We start from the raw sequence: 21,223 nt of genomic DNA, 5'->3' as shown, positions 1-21,223 counted from the left end.
GAGTCCGGTCCTGCGAAGGGCGCAGGGCTGGCACACTCGGCGGGTGCTCGTCCATCCTCTGGCCAGGACCGCGGTGATCCTCACCGCGTGGCTGGTGCTGCTCCAGGGGGAGCAGGTGCGCCCCATCCTGCTCTTCCCGACCCTGGTGACAGTGTCGGCGCTGGCGGCGGTCGTCCTGATCGTCACCGGCCGCGGAGGGGCGGGGTGGCGCGACCCCTTCTTCCTCGCCGCGGGGCTCACGGGCTACACGGTGCTGATCACGGCGCTCCGGTTCGCCCGTGAGCACGGAGAGAGTCCCGCGGGGCAGGTCGGGATCACCGTGGTGTTCCTGGCGCTCGGCCTCCTCGCGCTCCGCGGCACCCGCTGGGGGAGCCTGGGGTTCGTGGGCCTGCTGGCGCTCTACGCCGTCCTGGTGCTGACCACCTTCCACACCCAGAACCACCTGATCGACGTCAGGGTCCTGCTGGAGAGCGGGATCGACGCGCTGCTGGCCGGCACCAGCCCCTACGGGATCACCGTGCCCAACGTGTACGACGCCGCGAAGACCGCCGTGCTCTACGGGCCGGGCGTCGTGCAGGACGGGCGGGTGATGTACGGCTATCCCTACCTGCCCGCCGTCCTCCTCCTCGACGTGCCCGCCCACCTGCTCGGCGACGTCCGGCTGATGCACCTGCTGGCGTTCCTGGCGACGGCGGCCCTGCTGCGCCACCTCGCCACCGACCGGGTCGGGCGGGTGCTCGCGGTGCTCTGGGTGACGGCTCCGATCTCGCGCACCCTGATGGTCTCCTACTGGATCGAGCCGGTGATGGTGCTGCTGCTCGCGGTCGCGGCGTGGGCCATGCTGCGGGAGAGGTGGAGGACGGCCGGGGTGGCGCTGGGCATGCTGCTCGCCTCCAAGCAGTACCTGGTGGTGGTCCTGCCCCAGCTGTGGAGCGTGTGGCGCGCCGCGGGCCGCCGAGCCGTCGTCCTCGCGGTGGCCGTCGCCGCGCTGCTGATCGGGGTCTTCTTCGTGTGGGACCCGCGCGGCTTCTGGCGCTCGGTGGTGGAGTGGCACTTCATCCAGCCGTTCCGCGCCGACTCGATGTCCCTGCTGCCGGGTCTGGCGGAGCTGTTCGGTCCGCTTCCCGACTGGTTCGTCTCGGGCCCCTCGCTGGTCCTGGGGCTGACCGTCTCCGCCCTGCTGGCCTGGCGCGCGCGTCCGGGGTCGACCGCGATGACGCTCGGCATCGGCCTGAGCCTGCTGGTGACGGTCATGCTCTCCAAGCAGGCGTTCACCAACTACTTCGGGTTCATCGGGGCCGCGCTCCTGCTCGCTGCGGTCACGTGGTGCCGGGACGACCCCGTGGGTCAGAGCCGCGCGCCGTTGTCCCAGGGGTCGCGCGGACCGGAGTCCATCGACACGACGAGGTAGAGGAACCCCGCCACGAAGGCGAGACAGATCCCGACCGAGACGAGCGCCGGGGGGCGCAGGTCGAGCACCGCGAGCACCAGCAGGAGGAGGGGAGCGCCGAGGGTGCCCGCCCACGCCGCGCGCCGGGCCGGGGTGGTGCGGGGCAGCGGCGGGGGCGGCGGCGGGACGAAGCGGTCGTCCTCGTCGACCGGGTCCTCCTCCGGCTCCTCCGGGCGGTCGCGGTGGAGGTGGGGCTCGTCGCGGAACTCTCCGGGCTCGGGGGCCGGCGAGGCGGCGGGCGCGGCCGGGCCGTCGCCGTCGTCCTCGTCGGGCAGGGCGGGCCGCTCGCCGTAGTTGTCGACGATGGCCTGCCAGGCCGCGTCCTCGTCCCGTGCGCTCACGCCTCGAGGTTAGCCCGCCGGACGTGACCGAGCGCTCGTGCTCAGCCGGCGACCCTGGCCACGAACCGCGCCGACTCCGCCCAGATGGTCGGGGCGTCGTTGTCCAGGGTGGCCACGTGGTAGCTCTCCGGCAGCGTTCTCACGGTCAGGTCGGCGCTGGAGACGGCCCCGCGGACGATCTCCAGGGACGAGGGGTCCACCACGTGGTCGACGTCGGACTTGAAGTAGAGCAGCGGGCTGGTGACCGCCGGCAGGTCGGCGCGGAGCCGCTTCCACTGCGTCATCATCGAGTGGGTGGCCTTGAGGGGCGTGCGGGAGTAGCCGTGCTCCTGCACCCCCGGCTTCTTGATGTCGTCGGTGATCCCGGCGAGGGACGGGACGACCCACTTCAGCAGGGGCAGCGCCAGGACGTCCTTGCGGGTGGTGTGGACGGCGGGATTGACCACCATGACCCCGGCGACCTGGTCGCCGCGATCGGCGGCGAGTCGCAGGGTCAGCGCCCCTCCCATCGAGAGACCGCCCACCACGACGGCGTCGTGGCTGGCCCGGAGCCGGTCGAAGACGCGCTCGACCTCGGCGTACCAGTCGTCCCAGGTGGTCGCGTTGAGCTCCTGCCACGAGGTGCCGTGGCCCGGCAGCCTGGGGACCTCCACGGCATACCCGTGCCCGGCCAGCGCCTCGCCCCACGGCTTGATGGAGGCGGGGGACCCGGTGAAGCCGTGGCTCAGCAGCACGCCGATGCTGCGCCCGCCGGTCCTGCCGGGGTCCGCGGGCAGGGAGAGCGGGGCGGCGAGCGGGTGCAGGGGCATGGGCGCATTCTGCACGAGAGGTTTTGGAGGGGCTAGGCTCGCGTCGTGCTCTACTGGTTCTTGAAGAGGATCGCCCTCGGGCCCCTCCTGCGACTCGTCTTCCGTCCCCAGGCCTGGGGGCTGGACAACGTGCCGTCCGAGGGTCCCGCGATCCTCGCCAGCAACCACCTCTCCTACGCCGACTGGCTCTTCATGCCGCTGACGCTGCCGCGCCGGGTGACCTTCGTGGCCAAGGCGGAGTACTTCACCACGCCCGGGATCAAGGGCTGGTTCCAGAAGAAGTTCTTCAGCGGCTCCGGCCAGGTGCCGATCGACCGCAGCAGCGGGAACGCCGCGGAGGGCGCGCTCAAGTCGGCCAAGGCGATCCTCGCCCAGGGCGACCTGTTCGGGATCTACCCCGAGGGCACCCGCTCGCACGACGGGCGGCTCTACCGCGGCAAGACCGGGGTGGCCCGGCTGGCGCTGGAGACCGGTGCCCCCGTCATCCCGGTGGCGGTGGTGGGGACCGACGTCGTCGCGCCTCCCGGCAAGAAGTTCGGCAGCTTCACCCGGCCCGTGGTCCGCTTCGGGAAGCCGCTGGACTTCTCGCGCTACGAGGGCATGGAGAACGACCGCTACATCCTGCGCTCCATCACCGACGAGATCATGTACGAGATCATGCGTCTCTCCGGCCAGGAGTACGTCGACATGTATGCCGCCCGGGCCAAGGAGGAGTCGAAGAAGGCGGAGGAGGAGACCCGCCGTCTCGAGCGCGCCTCCCACGACCGGGCGCAGGAGGACTCCGCCGAGTCGAAGAAGGCGTCCTGACCGGGCCCAGGGCTCCGCGGCTCCGCGACGACGACCCGGCGGTCGTCTCGGTCGCGGACCGGCTCTTCGCGGCCCTGGCCGTGCTCCGGGTCGTGGTCACGCTCAACATGGTCGGCCTGGCCGTGTGGCGGTGGCAGAACTTCGAGCGGCCCGGCGCCACGTTGGTCGCGCTGGTGCTCCTCCTGCTCTGGACCGCGTTCGTGCTGGTCGCCTACCGCGTTCCCCGCCGCCGTACCGCGGCCCTGCTGGTGGCCGACCTCGCGGTGGCCGCGGCGGCGATGGCAGCCACCCCGTGGCTCAAGGGCGAGGAGTTCCGGGCCACCCTCCCCGGCTTCTGGGTGATGGGCGCGCTGCTGGCCTGGGCGGTCCACTGGCGGTGGCGCGGCGGGCTGGTCGCGGGGACCGTGCTCGCGGTGGTCGACGTGGCGATCCGCCAGGAGATCACCCAGACCAACTACGGCCACATCTTCCTGCTCCTGCTCGGGGGCAGCGTGGTGGGCTTCATGTGCCAGTCGCTCCAGGAGATGGCGGCGAAGCGGGGGCGCGCCGAACGGGAGGCCGCCGCCGCGGCCGAGCGCGCCCGGCTCGCCAGGGCGGTGCACGACGGGGTCCTGCAGGTGCTCAGCCTGGTGCAGCGTGCCGGCGGTGAGGGGGAGTGGGCGGCCCTGGGCCGGCTCGCGGGTGAGCAGGAGAGCCGGTTGCGCTCCCTCATCCACGCCCAGGACACCGTGCTGGCCCGCGACGAGGACGGGGGCGAGACGGACCTCTCCGCGGCGCTCGAGGCTCTCGCGTCCCGGACGGTCACGGTGGTGACGCCCGGCACCCGGGTGCCGATGCCCGCGGGCCGCGCCGAGGAGCTGGTCGCCGCGGTCTGCGCCTGCCTGGACAACGTCCGGCTGCACGTCGGCCTGGAGGCACCGGCCTGGGTGCTGCTGGAGGAGCTCGGTGACCGCGTCGCCCTCACCGTCCGCGACGAGGGGCCCGGCATCCCCGGTGGCCGGCTCGGTGAGGCTGAGCGCCAGGGCCGCCTGGGCGTCGCCTCCTCCCTCCGCGGGCGGGTCGCGGAGCTGGGCGGCACCTGTGAGCTCACCACCGGGCCGGGCGGAACCGAGTGGGAGCTGGTCGTCCCGGTGGCGGCCCCGGAGCGCCCGGAGGCACGTCGATGACCATCCACACCTCCCATCCCTTCGCCACCCCGGAGCCCGAGCGCGATCCCGTCCGCCGCCTTCGCGGCCGGATCGGCGGCGTGGTCAGCCTGTGGACCGCAGGGGGCCCCGAGGAGAGGGCCGGCCTGACCGTCTCCTCGGTGATGGTCGCCGGAGGGGAGCCGGGTCGCGCCTTGGCGCTCCTCGACCCCGACTCGGACCTGGCCGACCGCCTCCTCGCCACCCGTCGCGGGCTGCTCCACCTGCTCGACTGGCGGCACCGGGAGCTCGCCGACGCCTTCGCCGGGGTGGCGCCCGCCCCCGGAGGCCCCTTCCGCCTCGCCGACTTCGTCGACCTCGACCACGGGCCACGACTCCTCTCGGCACGGACCTGGGCGACCCTCGAGCTCGAGGAGGTCACGGAGGTCGGCTGGTCGTTGCTGGTCACCTGCGCCGTCGTGGCGGTCGGGCTGGACGGCGAAGACGGCCCGGGCGGGGGCGAGGACGACGCGGCCTCGCCGTTGCTCCACCACCGGGGTCGCTACCGGCGCGTGGCCCCCGCGCCCGGGCCTGCCGGCCACTAAGGTGCGGGCCGTGAGCGAGCAACCGATCCGGGTGATGGTCGTCGACGACCACCCCATGTGGCGGGACGCGGTCGAGCGTGACCTGCAGGCGGCCGGCTTCGACGTCGTGGCGGTCGCGGCGGACGGCGCCCAGGCGGTGGCCCGGTTCACCGCGGCGCGCCCGCAGGTGGTCGTCCTCGACCTGCAGATCCCCGAGCCCAACGGGGTGGAGGTGACCAGGACGGTGCTGGCGACCGACCCCGGCGCGCGGGTGCTGATCCTCTCCGCCTCCGGCGAGCAGGCCGACGTGCTGGAGGCGGTGAAGGCGGGCGCCACCGGCTACCTGGTCAAGTCGGCCTCGCGGGCCGAGCTGCTGGAGGCGGTACGGCGGGTGGCCGCCGGCGACACCGTCTTCACCCCGGGGCTGGCCGGGCTGGTGCTCGGCGAGTTCCGGCGGATCGCCGGCCCGTCGGACCCGGCACCGGACGTTCCCGAGCTCACCGAGCGCGAGACCGAGGTGCTGCGGATGGTCGCCAAGGGCATGAGCTACAAGCAGATCGCCGAGCGGCTCTTCATCTCCCACCGCACGGTGCAGAACCACGTGCAGAACACCCTGCGCAAGCTCCAGATGCACAACCGCGTGGAGCTGACCCGGTACGCCATCGAGCAGGGGCTGGACGCCGACTGAACCGGGCGGTCCGGGCGCGGACCCCCGTGAGCGGCCTATGCTCGTCGGCGTGCCGACGGACCCCCTGCTCGCCGTGGCGGACGAGCTCTACGCGCTGCCGCTGGGCGAGTTCACCGGCGCCCGGGACCGGCACGCCAAGGAGCTGAGGGGTCAGGACCGGGCGCTCGCCGAGCGGGTCAAGGGTCTCCGCAAGCCCTCGCTGGCCGCCTGGGTCCTCAACCTGCTGGTCAGGCGCGAGCCCGACCAGGTCGACCAGGTGCTGGCGGTCGGGGAGGCGCTGCGCGAGGCGCAGGAGACCCTCGACGGGGAGCAGCTGCGCACGCTCACCCGCCAGCGGCGGCAGGTCACCGCCGCGCTCGCCGCCACGGCCCGCGCCCGGGCGCGGGAGGAGGGGCAGCGGGTGACCGAGGCGGTGGGCGACCAGCTCGAGGCGAGCCTGACCGCGGCCCTGCTCGACCAGGGGGCGGCCGCGGCGCTGCGCTCAGGCCTGCTCGTCTCCGCCCTGCGGGCCACCGGCGTCGGCGACGCCGACGTGGGCGCCGCGGTGGCCGTCCCCGAGGCCCTGGGGCACCTGGTCACCGCGCGCCCGGCCGAGGACGGCTCCGGGGTCGGAGCGCCTGAGGACGGCGCGCGTCCCGAGCTGCGCGTGGTGCCCGACCCTGATGCCGAGCTGAAGCGCCGTCGTGCTGCCCAGGAGCGGCTGCGCGAGGCCGAGGCCCGCAGGGACCGTGCCCGGGACCGCTCCGAGACGGCCGGGCAGGAGGTCTCCGACCTGGAGGCCCGCAGCCTCCAGCTGGTCGCCGAGATCGACGAGCTGCGGCGCCGGATCACGGATCTCGAGGCGGCGGCCGAGGAGGTGGACGACGAGCTCGCCGAGGCGGAGGAGTCGGCCGCCTCGGCACGCGAGGAGCTGGCCGAGGCGGAGGCGGGCGTCGAGCGGGCCCGCGCGGCGCTCGAGGCGGCCGGGAGGCCCCACCGCTGAACCCCTGCGCCGGGGCGTCAGCCGGCCCCGCGCGGCAGCCTGCTCAGGCCCACTCCTTGGCCCGCTCGACCGCGCGACCCCACGTGGCGTACGCCGCGTCGACCAGCTCGGCGTCGCCGGCCGGCTCGAAGCGGCGGTCCAGCTGCCAGGTGTCGCGCAGGTCGTCGGTGGAGGCCCAGACCCCGGTGCCGAGTCCCGCGAGGAAGGCGGCGCCGAGTGCGGTGGTCTCCACGAACCTGGGCCTCTCCACCGGCACCCGGACCTGGTCGGCCTGGATCTGGCACAGGAAGTCGTTGGCCGCAGCGCCCCCGTCCACCCGCAGGGACGCCAGGGCGGGCATCGTCTCGAGCACGTCGCGGACCTCGAAGGCGATCGCCTCCAGCGTGGCGCGCACCACGTGGGCCCGGGTGGTGCCCCGGGTCAGGCCGATGAGGAGCCCTCGGGCGTGCGGGTCCCAGTGCGGTGCGCCGAGACCGGTCAGGGCCGGGACGAAGACCACGCCACCCGAGTCCGGGACGGTGCGGGCGATCCCCTCGGTCTCGGCGGCCGACCCGATCACCTGGAGCCCGTCCCGCAGCCACTGCACGGCCGCGCCGGTGACGAAGATGGAGCCCTCCAGGGCGTAGGTCATGGTGCCCTCCGGGCTGCGCCAGGCCGCCGTGGAGAGCAGGCCTGGGCTGGACCGGGGGAGGGTGGTGCCGACGTTGGTGAGGACGAACGAGCCCGTGCCGTAGGTGCACTTGGTGTCACCCTCCTCGAAGCAGGTCTGCCCGAAGAGTGCCGCCTGCTGGTCGCCGGCGATGCCCGCGACCGGGAGGGAGAGCCCGCAGAAGACGGCGGGGTCGGTGACCCCCACCTCGCCCCAGCTGGGCACGATCTCGGGGAGCGCGTCCCGCGGCACGCCGAAGAGGTCGCAGAGCTCGTCGGACCAGTCGCCGGTGCCCAGGTCGAAGAGCAGGGTGCGCGAGGCGTTGGAGACGTCGGTGACGTGCCAGGTGCCGCGCGTCATCCGGGTGATCAGGTAGGAGTCGACGGTGCCGATGGCGTACCGGCCGGACTCCACCAGCGCCCAGGTGTGCGGCTCGTTCTCCCGCAGCCAGGCGAGCTTGGTGCCGGAGAAGTACGGGTCGAGCCGCAGGCCGGTCAGCTCGCTGACCCGCTCCTCGTGCCCGTCCTCGCGCATCCGGGTGCACAGGTCGGCGGTCCGCCGGTCCTGCCAGACGATCGCCCGGCGGGGGGAGCCGAGGGTCTCGCGGTCCCACAGCAGCACGGTCTCGCGCTGGTTGGTGATCCCGAGCGCCGTCAGCTCGCCGGCGTCCACCTGGGCCAGGACGGCCCGGGTCGCCTCCATGGTCGCCTGCCAGATCTCCTCCGGCCCGTGCTCCACCCATCCCGGGCGGGGGAAGTGCTGCGGGAACTCCTCGTAGCCACAGGCGGTGATCGTCCCCTGCGGGCTGATCACCACCGCGGTGACGCCGGTGGTGCCGGCGTCGATCGCCAGGATGCTCATGGGCGGGCTCCTTCGTCGTCCCCGGCCGTGGCCTGCGGGTCGGGGGTGGTGTCGCGCAGGATCGCCAGGACCCGGCGGTCGATCCACCGGGGTGAGAGCCCCGGAGCCACCCGCCTCTCGAAGTTCTGGGAGCCCACCCACTCCGCGACGTGCTCGTGGCCGAGCGCGCGGGTCCGCCGCTCCAGCTCGGAGGCGAGAACCGGCGTCACCTCGACGCGCTCCTCCTCGGTGGAGGCGGTGAGGTAGAAGTCGCTCAGGTCGAGGAGCCGCAGCAGCTCGGTGGTCGGCTCCGGGTGGTCGTCGACCCGCAGGTCGACCGCGACGTCGTCGCGTCCGCCGTACCCGGCGCCCTCGCGCACCACGAAGAGCGCGGCAGACTGACGGCCACGCCGATCACCGCCCGCGGCGTCCCCGGCCGCCAGGGAGGTCAGCAGGCGGCGGGCGAAGGGCAGCCCGGAGCCGGTCTCCCACGCCGTGACCATGGCGTCGAGCACCTGGGGCCCGGCCAGGATGTTGCCCTGCGCCGCGTAGCCGGCGCCGGTGCGGTGCCCGGCCCAGTCGAAGCAGCGGTCGCCGGTGAACGCAGCGGCACCGCCGTCCAGGTCCACCATTCCGACCTGACGGTCGTGACGCCCGTCGTCCTCCTCGAGCAGGCGTGCCAGCGCGACCTCGGCGGTGGCACCCTCGTCCAGCAGGGAGAGCGCCTCGCCCTTCCAGGCGACGTTGGCGTCGGCCTGGGTCGCGATCGCTCCCACGCCCGCGACAGCCGCCGGCACGGCCGAGCCGACCGCGAGGAACCGCGAGGCGACCGCGACGCCCCAGGAGAGACCGTCGTCGCTGCGGGCCACCAGCGAGAAGGTCATGCCTCCGGGTCCTGCGGCTCGGTGAGCTGGCCCGTCGCCCGGAGGATGTCGGCGAACCAGGGCTGCGCGACGTCGAAGGCCTTGTGCCCGGCGATCCGGTCGAGCTCGATCGCCCGCAGCTCGTCGCCGCGCTCCTCGTCGTGCCCGATGACCCCCGCCTCGCCCCGCAGCGCGCACTCCACCGCCAGCTCGGCCATCTGGCGGATCAGCGCCAGGTCGGTCTCGTTGGCGGGGGCGGACCGCGAGAAGTAGCCCGACTTCTGCACCATCGTCTTCTCGGCCCCGATCCGCTCCGCGAACGCCTGGGCGAAGTAGCTGCCGGGGTTGATGGTGTCCAGCTTGACGTGACCGAAGGCGTCCCGGTCGACGGGCTTCCCGGAGGCCTCCAGCTCCGCCACGATGTCGGCGACGCCCGCTCCCTCGGCCAGGAAGATGTTGACGCACCCGATCTCGTCCATCACCGCGCGGAGCCGCTGGGCCTCGGACTCCAGGTCGATGTGGAGCTCGGGGAGGTAGACCGCGTGGATCCCCCACCGCTCGGGGGTCAGCCCGAGGCTGGGCAGCCACTGCTGCTCGGCGTGCCAGGTGAGGTAGTCCCGGGCGGCCGCGGCCGTCAGCCAGCCGCAGTTGCGCCCCATCACCTCGTGCACGATGAGCATCCGGGGACTCGACCCGTGCTCGGCGAGCACGTTGCGGGCGAAGAGCGAGGCCTGCTCGGCGGCGGTCTGGGCGCCCAGGCTCATGCGGACCGGCACGATGTCGTTGTCGATCGTCTTCGGCATCCCGACCACCGTGAGGTCGATGTCCTGGGCGCGCAGGAAGGCGGCGAGGTCGGCCGCGGCGGTGTTGGTGTCGTCGCCGCCGATCGTGTGGAGCACCGAGACGCCGTCGGCCACCAGGCGGCGGGCGGCGGCCTCCAGGGCCGTCTCGTCGGGGCCGATCAGCCCGCGCCGGCGGCAGTCCTCGTCATTGGTCAGCTTGACGCGGCTGTTGCCGAGTGGGCTGCCGCCGAAGCGGTGCAGCACCGCGGCGTCGCGCCGGGCCACCTCGTCGACCAGGACGCTGTCGCCGGTGAGCAGGCCCTGGTAGCCGTGCCGGTAGCCCAGGATCTCGGTCTCGGGGGAGACCCTGCTCCAGGTCTCTATCAGCGCACCGACCGCGGAGGAGAGACAGGGGGCGTAGCCGCCGGCGGTCAGGACTGCGACGCGATGAGGTGCCATGCGCTCATCCTAGGTTTGATCGATCGAGGACGGGCAACGTTCCTTGCCAGTCGGTCCGATGGGGACCACAGTGGGGCCATCAGCTCCGCGCACGGGTGAGGGGAACGCAGATGCCGGACTCGCAGGGCCACGACGCCGTCTCCACCGCCGACCCGGCACCCACCGGCGAGCCGGAGCTGCGCCGGGTGATGGGGCCCCGCCTGCTGCTCCTCTTCATCATCGGCGACATCCTGGGCGCCGGGGTGTACGCCGTGACCGGCGAGATGGCCGGCCTGGTCGGCGGCCTGGTCTGGCTGCCGTTCCTGCTGGCGTTCGTGGTCGCCACGATGACCGCGCTCAGCTACCTCGAGCTCGTCACCAAGTACCCCCAGGCGGCCGGTGCCGCCCTCTACGCCCACAAGGCGTTCGGCATCCACTTCGTCACCTTCCTGGTCGCCTTCGCGGTGGTCTGCTCCGGCATCACCAGTGCCTCCACGTCGGCCAACGTGCTGGCCCAGAACCTCACCGGCGGGCTGGTGGTCAACGGCTGGCTCGACGAGGCCCCGGGGAGCGGCGTGATCATGGCGATCGCGATGGCCTTCATGCTGCTGCTCGCCCTGATCAACCTGCGCGGGGTGGGCGAGTCGGTGAAGTTCAACGTGGTCCTGACCGTGGTCGAGATGACCGCGCTGGCGATCGTCATCGGCGTCGGCTTCTGGGCCCTCTCGCAGGGGGAGGGAGACCTGGGCCAGGTCTTCACGTTCCGCGACGCCGGTGACAAGGGCCTGTTCATGGCGGTCACCCTGGCCACCTCGATCGCCTTCTTCGCGATGGTCGGCTTCGAGGACTCGGTCAACATGGTCGAGGAGTGCCGGGAGCCGGAGAAGATCTTCCCGCGCACGATGCTGACCGGCCTCGGGGTGGCCGTGGTGATCTACATGCTGGTCGCGGTGGCGGTCGTGGCGGTGCTGACCCCCACCGAGCTCGACACGATCAACGAGTCCGAAGGCCGTGCCCTGCTCGAGGTCGTCAGCAAGGGGGCGCCGGACTTCCCGATCGACCGCGTCTTCCCGTTCCTGGCCGTCTTCGCGGTGGCCAACACCGCGCTCATCAACATGCTGATGGCGAGCCGGCTCCTCTACGGCCTGGCGCGCCAGGACGTGCTGCCCCGGGCGCTGGGCAAGGTCTCGCCCGGCACCCGGTCGCCGTGGGTCGGCATCCTCTTCTCCACCGTCCTGGCACTCGGGCTCATCTGGTACGTCGCGAGCCAGTCCGACTCGCCGGTGGTGACCAACCTCTCCACCACCACCGCGATCCTGCTGCTGGCCGTCTTCATGGTCGTCAACGTCGCGTGCCTGGTGCTGCGCCGCGATCCCGACAGCGGGTTCTTCCGCTCGCCGGGGCCGACGCCGGCGCTGGCGGCGGTGCTGTCGTTCGCGCTCATCGTCGTCCCGTGGGGGGAGCGGGACGCCCTCGTCTACGAGATCGCGGGCGGGATGCTGGGGATCGGCGTCGTCCTCTGGGCCATCACCTGGCTGATCAACCGCGGCGGGCGGGCCAAGAAGACCGGCTTCCGTGACATCGAGCACCTCGAGGACGACCGCTGAGCGTCCATCGCGACGACGGTGAATCGGGAGCGCGGAGAGGCGGACGTAGGCTGACGGGGTGAGTACCGTCCCCTCCCTCGAGCAGCTTCACGCCCTCGGCGCTGCCCAGCAGCCCACCTACGACGACCCCCGGGAGGTGGAGCGCGCCGTCGCGCGGCTGCGCAAGTCCCCGCCCCTGGTCTTCGCCGGGGAGTGCGACGACCTCACCGAGAAGCTCGCCGCCGTCACCCGCGGCGAGGCCTTCCTGCTCCAGGGGGGCGACTGCGCGGAGACCTTCGACGGCGTGACCGCCGACAACGTGCGCAACAAGCTCCGGGTGCTGCTCCAGATGGCCGTCGTGCTGACCTACGCCGCCTCCGTGCCGGTGGTCAAGGTGGGGCGCCTCGCCGGCCAGTACGCCAAGCCGCGCTCTTCGGACACCGAGACCCGCGGTGGGGTGACGCTGCCCGCCTACCGGGGTGACGCGGTCAACGGCTTCGACTTCACCCCCGAGTCGCGGATGCCCGATCCGCACCGGCTGGTGGAGGTGTACAACTCCTCGGCCGCCACCCTCAACCTGGTCCGGGCCTTCGTCACCGGCGGCTACGCCGACCTGCGCCAGGTCCACGCCTGGAACACCGACTTCGTCCGGGACTCGCTCGCCGGCCAGCGCTACGAGACGGTGGCGGCCGAGATCGACCGTGCCCTCACCTTCATGCGGGCGATCGGCGCCGACCCGGACGAGTTCCACCGCGTCGACTTCCACTCCAGCCACGAGGCGCTGCTCATGGAGTACGAGCACGCCATGACGCGGATCGACAGCCGCACCCAGGCGCCGTACGACGTCTCGGCGCACTTCCTGTGGATCGGCGAGCGCACCCGTCAGCTCGACGGCGCCCACGTCGAGCTCCTCAGCCACGTGCGGAACCCGGTCGGTGTCAAGCTCGGCCCCACGACGACCGCCGACGACGCGCTGGCCCTCGCGGCCAGGCTGAACCCCGGCAACGACCCGGGCCGGCTGACCTTCATCACCCGGTTCGGCGCGGGCAGGATCCGCGAGGGCCTGCCCGAGCTGGTGGAGAAGGTCACCGCGGCCGGCGTGCAGGTCGCCTGGGTCTGCGACCCCATGCACGGCAACACCTTCGAGGCGTCGTCGGGCTACAAGACCCGTCGCTTCGACGACGTGATCGAGGAGGTCCAGGGGTTCTTCGACGTGCACCGCACGCTGGGCACCTGGCCCGGCGGCGTCCACGTCGAGCTGACCGGCGACGACGTCACCGAGTGCGTCGGCGGTGGCGAGCTGCTGGACGAGGCCGGCCTCTCCGACCGCTACGAGTCGGTCTGCGACCCCCGCCTCAACCGCGTCCAGTCGCTGGAGCTGGCCTTCCTCGTCGCTGAGATGCTGCGCAAGGCCTGACGAGCGGCCGCGGCCAGCCTCCTAGGATCGGGGACGTGACCGACCTCGTCGACCTGCGCTCCGACACCCTGACCACGCCCACCCCCGAGATGCGTCGGGCCATGGCCGACGCCGAGGTGGGCGACGACGTCTTCGGCGAGGACCCGACCGTCCGCAGGCTGGAGGAGAGGGTCGCGGCGCTGCTGGGCCACGAGGCCGCGCTCTTCACCCCCACGGGCTCGATGGCCAACGTGCTGGCGGTGGCTGCCCTGGTCGGACCGGGGGAGGAGGTGCTGTGCGAGGCCTCGGCCCACATCGCGCGCGCCGAGCTGGGCGCCCACGGGGCGGTCTCGGGGGTGACGATGCGCACCTGGAGCCACCCCCGCGGCGGGGTGGACCTGGACGCCGTCGAGCGGATGTTCGCTCCCGACCTGGGGCCCTACTTCGTGCAGACCCGGGCGATCTCGGTCGAGAACACCCACAACTTCGCCGGCGGCACGGTGCTCCCGCTCGCCGACCTCGACGCGCTGCGCGCCTTCGCCAGCGCCCACGGGGTGGGGATCCACCTGGACGGCGCCCGTCTCTGGAACGCGCACGTCGCCTCGGGCGTCCCGCTGGCCGAGTACGGCGCCCGCGCGGACGTGCTCGCGGTCTGCCTCTCCAAGGGGCTGGGTGCCCCGGTGGGCTCCCTGGTCGTGGGCTCGGCCGACGTCGTCGCGCAGTCGCGGGTGCGGCGCAAGCGGCTGGGCGGCGGGATGCGTCAGGTGGGCATCCTGGCGGCGGCGGGACTGCACGCGCTGGAGCACCACCTCGAGCGGCTGGCCGACGACCACGCACGGGCCCGGCGACTCGCCGACGCGTGCGGGGTGGACCCCGAAGCGGTCGAGACCAACATCGTGCTGGTGGAGCGTGACGACGCGCCGGACTTCGTTGCCGCCGCCGCCGCCGCGGGGGTGCGGGTCAGCCAGGTGGGGGCACGGACGGTCAGGCTGGTCACCCACCTGGGGGTCGACGATGCGGGCGTCGAGCGGGCGGCCGACGTCCTGGGACGACTGAGCCGGACCGCCTGACCGCCTGACCCCACCTCAGGCCGAGGCCCGCCGGGGGACGGCCGCGGCGCGGCCCACCGCAGCGGGCAGCCGGCGCACCGCCTGCGCCAGCTCGCGCAGGTCGTTGCCGAGCAGCGCCTGGGGGCCGTCGCAGAGGGCGTCCTCCGGGTTGGGGTGGACGTCCACGATCACTCCGTCCGCGCCCACCCCGATCGCCGCCTTCGTCAGCGGGACCACCAGGTCCTTGCGGCCTCCGGCGTGGGAGGGGTCCACGATGACGGGGAGGTGGCTGGTCGCCTGCACGACCGGTACGGCGGAGATGTCCAGGGTGTTGCGGGTCGAGGGCTCGAAGGTCCGGATCCCACGCTCGCACAGGACGATGTCGAGGTTGCCGCGCTGGGCGATGTACTCGGCGGCCATCAGCCACTCCTCGATGGTGGCGGTCATCCCGCGCTTGAGCATCACCGGCTTGCCCGACTCGCCGACGGCCTGGAGGAGACCGAAGTTGGCCATGTTGCGGGTGCCGATCTGGAGCATGTCGGCGTACGCGGCGACCATCTCGACGTCGCGGGCATCGACCACCTCGGTGACGATGGGCAGCCCCGTGGCGTTGCGCACGGAGGAGAGGATCTGCAGACCCTCCTCGCCGAGGCCCTGGAAGGCGTACGGCGAGGTGCGGGGCTTGTAGGCACCGCCGCGCAGCAGCGTGGCACCGGCCGACTGCGCCATCCGGGCGGCCGACAGAGTCTGCTCCGCGGTCTCGACGGCGCACGGGCCGGCGATGAAGGTGAACGTGTCCGGCCCGATGGGCACCTGGTTGCCCTCCGGACCCACCCACACCGTCGAGCGCTGCGGGTGGTGCTGCAGGCTCACCAGCTTGTAGGGGTCGGAGATGCGATGGACGTCGGCGACCCCGGGAAGCGCGCGCAGGTTGAGGTGGTGGAACGACTCGATGTCACCCACCAGGCCGATGATGGCCCGCTCGATCCCCTTCGAGACGAACGCCTTGCCCCCGACGCTCTCGACACGCGTGACCACGTGGCCGATCTGCTCGTCGGTGGCTCCAGGGGACATGACGACGACCATGGGGGTGCTCCTTCGTGTGGCCGGCTCAGGCCACCAGACGAAAAACGCCCCTGGCCGGAGCCGGGGGCGGTGGTGTGGTGCGAGGGCGGACTACGACGAGACGCCCTGCGCGGGTGCTCCCGGCAGGTGTCCGAAAAAATAGGTCGCCTTCACAGGGACGACGCTAGCCGACGGCGGGCGTCGCGGACGGCGCCTCATCACCATGTGGACGACCAAGCGGACGGCTCACACGACGAGGTGCTGCACCTCCGCCTCCACCGCCCGGCGGCGGGGCACCAGCTCGACCAGCAGCATCGCGGAGAGCACCATCAGCCCGCCCACCACGAGCCTCGCGGTGACGTGCTCACCCCCGAGGAGCACTGCGAAGGCCGCCGCGAAGACGGGCTCCATGCTCATGATGATGGCGGCGCGGGTGGGCGGCAGGTGCCCCTGGGCCCAGGTCTGGATGAAGAGCGCCGCCGCTCCGGCCACCAGCGCCATGTAGACCAGCGAGAGCCAGTCGGGCCCGCTCTGCGGGAGGACGATGCCGTCCGGCACGGTGGCGACGAAGCAGACGAGGGTGATCACCAGGATCTGCACGATGGACATCCCCATCGCCTCCTCCGGCCTCGACCAGGCCCCCAGTCCCACGATGTGCAGGGCGTAGAGGACGGCGGCCACCAGGGTGATGGCCTCGCCGTACCCGATGCTGACCCCCTGGAGGGTGAGGACGGCGAGCCCCGCCGTGGCGAGCAGCACCGCGCCCCAGGTGAGCCGGGTGATGCGGGTGCGCAGGAGGACGGCGGCCAGCAGCGGGGTGCACACCACGTACATGCCGGTGATGAAGCCGCTGACGCTGGCAGCCGTGTGGGCCAGCCCCGCGGTCTGCAGGATCTGGGCGGTCCCGTAGAGGAGCCCGAGGACGAGTGCGTGGCGACGGGACTCGGCCGAGAGCCGGCCCAGGGCCCGGGGTGCGACGACCAGCATCGCCAGCCCGGCGATGGCGAAGCGGACCGCCAGGAAGTCCAGGGTCGGCACCCGGTCCAGGAGGTCCTTGATCAGGAAGAAGGTGGAGCCCCAGGAGGCCGTCATGGCCAGCAGGGCGAGGGCGGCGACGAGGGCCGTGCGCCGCTCACCCAACCTGAGCCGCCTCCCGCAGCTTGCGGAGCACGGCCTGGTCCGGGTTGCCCGGGGTGCGGGAGCCGGGGGTCTCCAGGACGAAGGGGACGCCGGCGGTCGCCGGATGCTCGAAGAGCTCGGTGAAGGCGCCCAGCCCGATGTGCCCCTCGCCGATCCGCTCGTGCCGGTCCTTGAAGGCTCCTCGCACGTCCATCGAGTCGTTGGCGTGGATGAGCCGCAGGCGGCCCGGTCCGGCGATCTCCACGATCCGGTCCACCGTGGCCGTCGCGCCACCCGGCTCGTCGAGTGGAGCGCCGGCGGCGAAGACGTGACAGGTGTCCAGGCAGATGCCGGCGCGCGGGTGGTGGTCGAGCGCCTCGAGGTAGGGCTGCAGGTCCTCCACGCCGGCGCACAGCGAGCGTCCCTGGCCGGCCGTGGGCTCCAGGAGGAGCCACGGCGCGTCCTCGTGGTCGAGGGTGTCCAGGATCGGCAGCAGGCCCTCGCGCACCTGGCGCAGGGCGGCGGCGTGGCGCTCGGCGCTGCCCGAGGGGTCGACGAAGGACCCGGTGTGCACCACGACCCCCTCGGCCCCGATCTGGGCGGCCCGGCGCAGGTTGTGGGCCACCACGGCGACGGACCGCTCGTAGGTGGCGGGGGTGGGGGAGCCCAGGTTGACGAGGTAGGGGGCGTGGATGAAGCTGCGCGTGCCCGTCGACTCGCAGCCGTTGCGGAAGCGGGCGTCCTCGGCCGGGTCGCCCGACGACAGCGCCCACCCCCTGGGATTGCCGACGAAGACCTGGAGCGTCTCGTAGCCCAGCTCGCGGGTGCTGGCGAGGGCACCGCTGGCGAGGCCTTTCCCGACCTGCACGTGGGTCCCGATGGGGTTGCGGACCTCGGGTGTCATGCCGTCCAGTTTAGTGCCGGGGGTGGCACGGCGACGACGGGTCAGATGAGGTACAGGGTGACCGTCGAGCCCTTCGGCACCATCTCGCCGCGGTCCGGGTCGGTGCTCAGCACGAAGCCCAGGCCGATGTACTGCCCCGACTCCTCCACCTCCACCTGGAAGCCCAGTGCCTCCAGCTCCTCCCGGGCCGCGTCCACGCCCGAGGCGACGACGCCCGGCATCTCCACCAGCTCCGGGCCGAGGGAGACCACAAGCGTGACGGTGTCGCCCTTGTAGAGGGTGGCGGTGGCCGGGTCCTGGCTGATCACCACGCCCTCCGGGACGGTGTCGCTGTGCTCCTCCTCGCGGACGACCACCAGCTTCTTGCGCTCCAGGGCCTGCTGCGCCCGGGCCGCGCTCTTCCCGGTCCAGTCCGTCACCTCGCGCGGCTTGCGCCCCTGGCTGACCACGACGTCGACGGCGTCCCCGGGCTTGAGCACGGTGCCCGCGGCGGGGTCGGTGGCGATCACCGTCCCCTCCGGGACGGTCTCGCTCCAGCGGTCCACCCGTTGGCCGTAGGCGAGGTTGGCGCCCAGGATGGCGTCCTGCGCCTCGTCGAGGCTCACCCCGGCCAGCGCAGGCACCTCGTAGCGCTCGGGACCCTGGGAGAGCGCGAGGGTGACGATCCCACCGTTCAGCACGCGCCCCCCGGGCTCGGGGTCGGTGGAGACGACGTGGCCGGGCGGCACGGTCTCGGAGAAGGCGGGGTCTCCCACCCGCCCTTCGAGCCCCGCGTCCTCCAGCGTCGAGACCGCCTCGGCCTCGGTGAGGCCGAGCACGCCCGGCGTGGTGGTCCAGCGCGCGTAGCCGAACCACCAGGCGCCCGCTCCCACGCCGACCACCAGCAGCAGGGCCAGCGCCAGCAGCAGCGGGCCGCGCCACCTGGGACGCCGCGCGCCGGTGGCGGTGTCCGCGTGCGGGCTGGGCAGCCGCGGGATCGCGGGGGCGGGTGGCGCGCCGGTCGACCTGGTCTGAGCAGCCTGGGTCACCGGGACGGCCGCCGCGGGGAGGGTCTGGATCTGCCGTGTGGAGTTCACCTCGGCGTCCGGCTCCTCGGGCGGACCTCCGGTGCCGAGGTCCTCGACCAGGTCGACGAAGCCGTCTCGCTCCGCCTCGACCTCGACCTCGAGAGGCGCGACGGGGCGGACCGGACGCAGGTCCGTCTCCAGCTCCGGATCGTCGGCGAGCCCTTCGCGCAGTGCCTGGGCGACCCGGTGGAGCTGGTGGAGCAGCACGCCGGCGTCGGCCGGGCGCTGACTGGCGTCCCTGGCGGTGGCGCGGGCCACCAGGGCGTCGACGTACGACGGGATCCCCGGCACCCGGGCCGAGGGTGGGGGCACGTCTTCGTGGACGTGCTTGTAGGCGACCTGGATCTGGGACTCGCCCTCGTGCGGCTTGTGCCCGGTGAGCAGCTCGTAGAGCACCACGCCCACCGCGTAGACGTCGGCGCGGGGGTCGGCCTGCCCGTGCACGACCAGCTCGGGCGCCAGGTAGGAGACGGTCCCGATCAGCACCCCGGTCGCGGTGTGCTGGGTGTCGGCGCTCACGGCCTTGGCCAGCCCGAAGTCGGCGACCTTGACCTGCTCGCCGCTCTCGCGGTCGCTGATCAGGACGTTCTCGGGCTTGACGTCGCGGTGGACGAGGCCGGCCCGGTGCGCGGCGGCCAGCGCGGAGAGCACCGGCTCGATGAGCGCCAGGGCGCGCGCGGGCGGCAGCGGCGCCTCGGTGCGGATCACGTCCCTCAGGGTGCGCCCCGGCACGTACTCCATCGCCAGGAAGACGATCCCGTCGTCGTCGCCCTGGTCGTAGACCGAGACCACGTGCGGGTGGGAGAGGCGAGCGGCGGCCCGCGCCTCACGGACGAACCGGGCGGCGAAGGCCTCGTCGTCGCCCATCCCCGCGTGCATCACCTTGATCGCGACCGTGCGGTCGAGCCGGGTGTCGTGAGCCTCGTAGACCCCGGCCATGCCGCCGCGTGCGATCCGTCGGTCCAGCCGGTATCGGCCCTCCAGGAGACGGCCGACGAGGGGGTCGGAGGTCGCCTGCGAGGCGCGCCTGGAGGCTCGCTCGTCTGGCTGCACGGGGACCTCCGAAGTCACCGGATGGGGAAGTGTGCGTGGCGCCATCGTACGGACGCGGCGATCACGGTGCTGGGTGGCCTGTCTCACGGCGTGGCGCCGGGTGGCAGCATGGTCCCCATGAACGACGTGCCGCTCGCCGAAGCAGACCTCGACGCACTGGTGCCGGAGTGGGTGGACTGGTCGACCGCCGCGCAGGCGCTGGGCGTCTCCGTCGGCCGGATCCGCACCATGATCAGGGAGCACGAGCTCGCCGCCGCGGTGCCGCGGCCGGGTGCGGGCCAGCAGGTGCCGGCCGCCTTCCTCCAGGACGGCCTGGTGGTGAAGGGGCTGCCCGGGCTGCTCACCGTGCTGCACGACGGCGGGTACGACGACCGCGAGTGCATCGCCTGGCTCTTCACCGACCTCGGCCTCCCGGGCCGCCCGATCGACGCGCTGCGGGAGAACCGCGGCTCGGAGGTCAAGCGGCGCGCGCAGGCGATGGCTCTCTGAGCCCGGTCCGACCTGGCCCCGTGGCGTCCCCGGCGGCTACACCGAGCGCTGGGTGACGGCGGTGGCCAGCTCGCGCAGCACCTGCCGGGCGGCCGGGTCGAGGTCGGCGTCGTCGAGCGCGGCGAGCGACTCCTCGACGAGGCGGTCGATCAGCCGCTCCACCGCCGCGCGTGCGCCGGAGGCGTCGATGAGCCCCCGGAGCCGGTCCACCGTCGCGGCGTCCAGCTGGGTGCCCAGGGCGGCGTCCAGCTCGGCGGCCGCTGCCCCGCCGGCGGCGATGGCCTTGGCCACCAGCACCGTGCGCTTGCCCTCGACCAGGTCGTCGCCCGCCGGCTTCCCGGTGACCTCGGGGTCGCCGAAGACCCCGAGCACGTCGTCGCGGAGCTGGAACGCCTCGCCCAGCGGCAGGCCGAAGCCCGTCAGCTGCTCCAGCACCTCCGGGGTGGCGCCGCCCAGCGCGGCCCCGACGTGGAGCGGCCGCTCCACCGAGTACTTGGCGGACTTGTAGCGCAGCACCGTCATCGCGGTCTGCTCGTCCGCGTGCGCCCGGGCCTGCACCGAGACGTCGAGGAACTGCCCCGCGATCACCTCCGAACGGCACAGGTCCAGCACGCCGAGGGCGGGGACGACCCGGTCCAGGGGGAGTCCGCAGCGGCGCAGCAGCTCGTCGGACCAGGAGAGGAGCAGGTCGCCGAGGAGGATGGCGGCGGCGGCGCCGTACTGCTCCGGGTCCCCGCCCCAGCCCGCGGCGCGGTGCTCGGCCTCGAAGCCGCGGTGGGTGGCGGGGCGTCCGCGGCGGGTGTCCGAGGCGTCCATCAGGTCGTCGTGGACCAGGGCGCTGGCGTGCAGCAGCTCGAGCGCCGCGCAGGCCCGGGCGAGGGCGCGCTCGTCCACCGTGTCGGGCTCCACCGCCCGGTTGCCCCACCAGCAGAACGCGGCCCGGAACCTCTTGCCGCCGCGGGTGGAGGCACGGGCCTCGGCCACCAGCCGGGCGGCGTCGGGACCGAGGGGAGCCAGCCGCTCCTCCTGGGTGGTGAGGAACTCGTCGAGCTCGTGCTGCACCCTGGCCCGGAAGTCGGTGGGGTCCCACCCCTCGCACACTGGTTCCGGATGACGAGAGGCAGACGAAGGCTGGGGC

Annotated in this window: 20 protein-coding genes; 10 read left to right on the top strand and 10 right to left on the bottom strand. The window is 73.3% G+C overall.

The features are described 5' to 3' along the window. Nucleotides 1-43 precede the first annotated feature (43 nt). On the top strand, nucleotides 44-1,411 hold the full coding sequence (locus AC3X7R_RS16370; RefSeq protein ID WP_489966741.1) for a hypothetical protein: 1,368 nt from the start codon (nucleotides 44-46) through the stop codon (nucleotides 1,409-1,411). Here AC3X7R_RS16370 and AC3X7R_RS16365 read toward each other — a convergent pair. After that, nucleotides 1,348-1,791 carry a hypothetical protein gene (locus AC3X7R_RS16365; RefSeq protein WP_489966740.1) on the bottom strand — a complete coding sequence of 148 codons (444 nt, stop codon included), beginning with the start codon at nucleotides 1,789-1,791 and terminating at the stop codon, nucleotides 1,348-1,350. The genes AC3X7R_RS16370 and AC3X7R_RS16365 overlap by 64 nt on opposite strands. A 41-nt stretch (nucleotides 1,792-1,832) precedes the next feature. Then, nucleotides 1,833-2,600 (bottom strand): alpha/beta hydrolase, encoded by a 768-nt coding sequence (locus tag AC3X7R_RS16360; RefSeq protein ID WP_489966739.1) that lies wholly within the window; start codon nucleotides 2,598-2,600, stop codon nucleotides 1,833-1,835. A 45-nt stretch (nucleotides 2,601-2,645) separates the two neighbouring features. Here AC3X7R_RS16360 and AC3X7R_RS16355 point away from each other — a divergent pair, with 45 nt between their 5' ends. The 5 genes from AC3X7R_RS16355 to AC3X7R_RS16335 are packed head-to-tail and all read left to right on the top strand — an operon-like array spanning nucleotide 2,646 to nucleotide 6,785. After that, the gene (locus tag AC3X7R_RS16355; RefSeq protein WP_489966738.1) at nucleotides 2,646-3,407 is read left to right on the top strand and encodes a lysophospholipid acyltransferase family protein; all 762 of its coding nucleotides are present in this window, start codon (nucleotides 2,646-2,648) and stop codon (nucleotides 3,405-3,407) included. After that, the gene (macS, locus tag AC3X7R_RS16350) at nucleotides 3,404-4,573 is read left to right on the top strand and encodes a MacS family sensor histidine kinase (protein ID WP_489967093.1); all 1,170 of its coding nucleotides are present in this window, start codon (nucleotides 3,404-3,406) and stop codon (nucleotides 4,571-4,573) included. The genes AC3X7R_RS16355 and macS overlap by 4 nt, the downstream gene beginning before the upstream one ends. Further along, nucleotides 4,570-5,136 (top strand): flavin reductase family protein, encoded by a 567-nt coding sequence (locus tag AC3X7R_RS16345; protein WP_489966737.1) that lies wholly within the window; start codon nucleotides 4,570-4,572, stop codon nucleotides 5,134-5,136. Before macS ends, AC3X7R_RS16345 begins: the two co-directional genes overlap by 4 nt. A 34-nt stretch (nucleotides 5,137-5,170) precedes the next feature. Next, nucleotides 5,171-5,803: a response regulator gene (locus AC3X7R_RS16340; protein ID WP_489967092.1), complete on the top strand. Its 633-nt coding sequence runs from the start codon at nucleotides 5,171-5,173 to the stop codon at nucleotides 5,801-5,803. A gap of 49 nt (nucleotides 5,804-5,852) precedes the next feature. Continuing rightward, the gene (locus AC3X7R_RS16335; protein WP_489966736.1) at nucleotides 5,853-6,785 is read left to right on the top strand and encodes a hypothetical protein; all 933 of its coding nucleotides are present in this window, start codon (nucleotides 5,853-5,855) and stop codon (nucleotides 6,783-6,785) included. A 43-nt stretch (nucleotides 6,786-6,828) separates the two neighbouring features. Here AC3X7R_RS16335 and glpK read toward each other — a convergent pair whose 3' ends face one another. The 3 genes from glpK to AC3X7R_RS16320 are packed head-to-tail and all read right to left on the bottom strand — an operon-like array spanning nucleotide 6,829 to nucleotide 10,378. Beyond that, nucleotides 6,829-8,295: a glycerol kinase GlpK gene (gene glpK, locus AC3X7R_RS16330; RefSeq protein WP_489966735.1), complete on the bottom strand. Its 1,467-nt coding sequence runs from the start codon at nucleotides 8,293-8,295 to the stop codon at nucleotides 6,829-6,831. Continuing rightward, complete coding sequence (locus AC3X7R_RS16325; protein ID WP_489966734.1) at nucleotides 8,292-9,158, bottom strand: DUF1028 domain-containing protein; 867 nt, start codon at nucleotides 9,156-9,158, stop codon at nucleotides 8,292-8,294. Before AC3X7R_RS16325 ends, glpK begins: the two co-directional genes overlap by 4 nt. Continuing rightward, a complete protein-coding gene (locus AC3X7R_RS16320) occupies nucleotides 9,155-10,378 on the bottom strand; it encodes a pyrophosphate--fructose-6-phosphate 1-phosphotransferase (RefSeq protein ID WP_489966733.1) in 1,224 nt (407 codons plus the stop codon). Before AC3X7R_RS16320 ends, AC3X7R_RS16325 begins: the two co-directional genes overlap by 4 nt. A 110-nt stretch (nucleotides 10,379-10,488) precedes the next feature. Between AC3X7R_RS16320 and AC3X7R_RS16315 the strand changes: the two genes are divergently transcribed. From AC3X7R_RS16315 to AC3X7R_RS16305, 3 genes are read left to right on the top strand one after another with little or no spacing between them, the layout of a single operon-like run. After that, nucleotides 10,489-11,964: an APC family permease gene (locus AC3X7R_RS16315; RefSeq protein ID WP_489966732.1), complete on the top strand. Its 1,476-nt coding sequence runs from the start codon at nucleotides 10,489-10,491 to the stop codon at nucleotides 11,962-11,964. 58 nt (nucleotides 11,965-12,022) lie between these two features. Then, a complete protein-coding gene (locus AC3X7R_RS16310) occupies nucleotides 12,023-13,360 on the top strand; it encodes a class II 3-deoxy-7-phosphoheptulonate synthase (RefSeq protein WP_489966731.1) in 1,338 nt (445 codons plus the stop codon). Between the two features lie 35 nt (nucleotides 13,361-13,395). Continuing rightward, a complete protein-coding gene (locus AC3X7R_RS16305; RefSeq protein ID WP_489966730.1) occupies nucleotides 13,396-14,409 on the top strand; it encodes a threonine aldolase family protein in 1,014 nt (337 codons plus the stop codon). 15 nt (nucleotides 14,410-14,424) lie between these two features. On the opposite strand, the gene aroF is transcribed toward AC3X7R_RS16305, so the two are convergent. The 4 genes from aroF to pknB all read right to left on the bottom strand — a co-directional run bounded on the left by aroF (nucleotide 14,425) and on the right by pknB (nucleotide 19,614). Next, nucleotides 14,425-15,474, bottom strand: a complete 1,050-nt coding sequence (aroF, locus tag AC3X7R_RS16300; RefSeq protein ID WP_489966729.1) for a 3-deoxy-7-phosphoheptulonate synthase — start codon at nucleotides 15,472-15,474, stop codon at nucleotides 14,425-14,427. Between the two features lie 225 nt (nucleotides 15,475-15,699). Beyond that, complete coding sequence (locus tag AC3X7R_RS16295) at nucleotides 15,700-16,593, bottom strand: DMT family transporter (protein WP_489966728.1); 894 nt, start codon at nucleotides 16,591-16,593, stop codon at nucleotides 15,700-15,702. After that, a complete protein-coding gene (locus AC3X7R_RS16290; RefSeq protein WP_489966727.1) occupies nucleotides 16,586-17,476 on the bottom strand; it encodes a deoxyribonuclease IV in 891 nt (296 codons plus the stop codon). The genes AC3X7R_RS16295 and AC3X7R_RS16290 overlap by 8 nt, the downstream gene beginning before the upstream one ends. 41 nt (nucleotides 17,477-17,517) lie before the next feature. Further along, nucleotides 17,518-19,614, bottom strand: coding sequence for a Stk1 family PASTA domain-containing Ser/Thr kinase (pknB, locus tag AC3X7R_RS16285; RefSeq protein ID WP_489966726.1), 2,097 nt, complete (start codon nucleotides 19,612-19,614; stop codon nucleotides 17,518-17,520). 99 nt (nucleotides 19,615-19,713) lie between these two features. On the opposite strand from pknB, the gene AC3X7R_RS16280 reads away from it, so the two are divergent. Then, the gene (locus AC3X7R_RS16280) at nucleotides 19,714-20,085 is read left to right on the top strand and encodes an Rv2175c family DNA-binding protein (protein ID WP_489966725.1); all 372 of its coding nucleotides are present in this window, start codon (nucleotides 19,714-19,716) and stop codon (nucleotides 20,083-20,085) included. A gap of 36 nt (nucleotides 20,086-20,121) precedes the next feature. Here the strand turns inward: AC3X7R_RS16280 and AC3X7R_RS16275 are convergent, their stop codons facing one another. Beyond that, nucleotides 20,122-21,186 (bottom strand): polyprenyl synthetase family protein, encoded by a 1,065-nt coding sequence (locus AC3X7R_RS16275; RefSeq protein WP_489966724.1) that lies wholly within the window; start codon nucleotides 21,184-21,186, stop codon nucleotides 20,122-20,124. Nucleotides 21,187-21,223: the final 37 nt, after the last annotated feature.

This window comes from Nocardioides sp. Z22_16, assembly GCF_058134365.1.
The sequence above is the reverse complement of the archived record's forward strand: the minus strand, read 5'-3'. Positions and strand labels throughout refer to the sequence as shown.

Coding starts and splice junctions, on each gene's coding strand:
- AC3X7R_RS16360 (WP_489966739.1), bottom strand. CDS start 2,600: ATGCCCCTGCACCCGCTCGCCGCCCCGCTCTCCCTGCCCGCGGACCCC.
- AC3X7R_RS16345 (WP_489966737.1), top strand. CDS start 4,570: ATGACCATCCACACCTCCCATCCCTTCGCCACCCCGGAGCCCGAGCGC.
- AC3X7R_RS16340 (WP_489967092.1), top strand. CDS start 5,171: ATGGTCGTCGACGACCACCCCATGTGGCGGGACGCGGTCGAGCGTGAC.
- glpK (WP_489966735.1), bottom strand. CDS start 8,295: ATGAGCATCCTGGCGATCGACGCCGGCACCACCGGCGTCACCGCGGTG.
- AC3X7R_RS16325 (WP_489966734.1), bottom strand. CDS start 9,158: ATGACCTTCTCGCTGGTGGCCCGCAGCGACGACGGTCTCTCCTGGGGC.
- AC3X7R_RS16320 (WP_489966733.1), bottom strand. CDS start 10,378: ATGGCACCTCATCGCGTCGCAGTCCTGACCGCCGGCGGCTACGCCCCC.
- AC3X7R_RS16315 (WP_489966732.1), top strand. CDS start 10,489: ATGCCGGACTCGCAGGGCCACGACGCCGTCTCCACCGCCGACCCGGCA.
- aroF (WP_489966729.1), bottom strand. CDS start 15,474: ATGGTCGTCGTCATGTCCCCTGGAGCCACCGACGAGCAGATCGGCCAC.
- AC3X7R_RS16290 (WP_489966727.1), bottom strand. CDS start 17,476: ATGACACCCGAGGTCCGCAACCCCATCGGGACCCACGTGCAGGTCGGG.
- AC3X7R_RS16280 (WP_489966725.1), top strand. CDS start 19,714: ATGAACGACGTGCCGCTCGCCGAAGCAGACCTCGACGCACTGGTGCCG.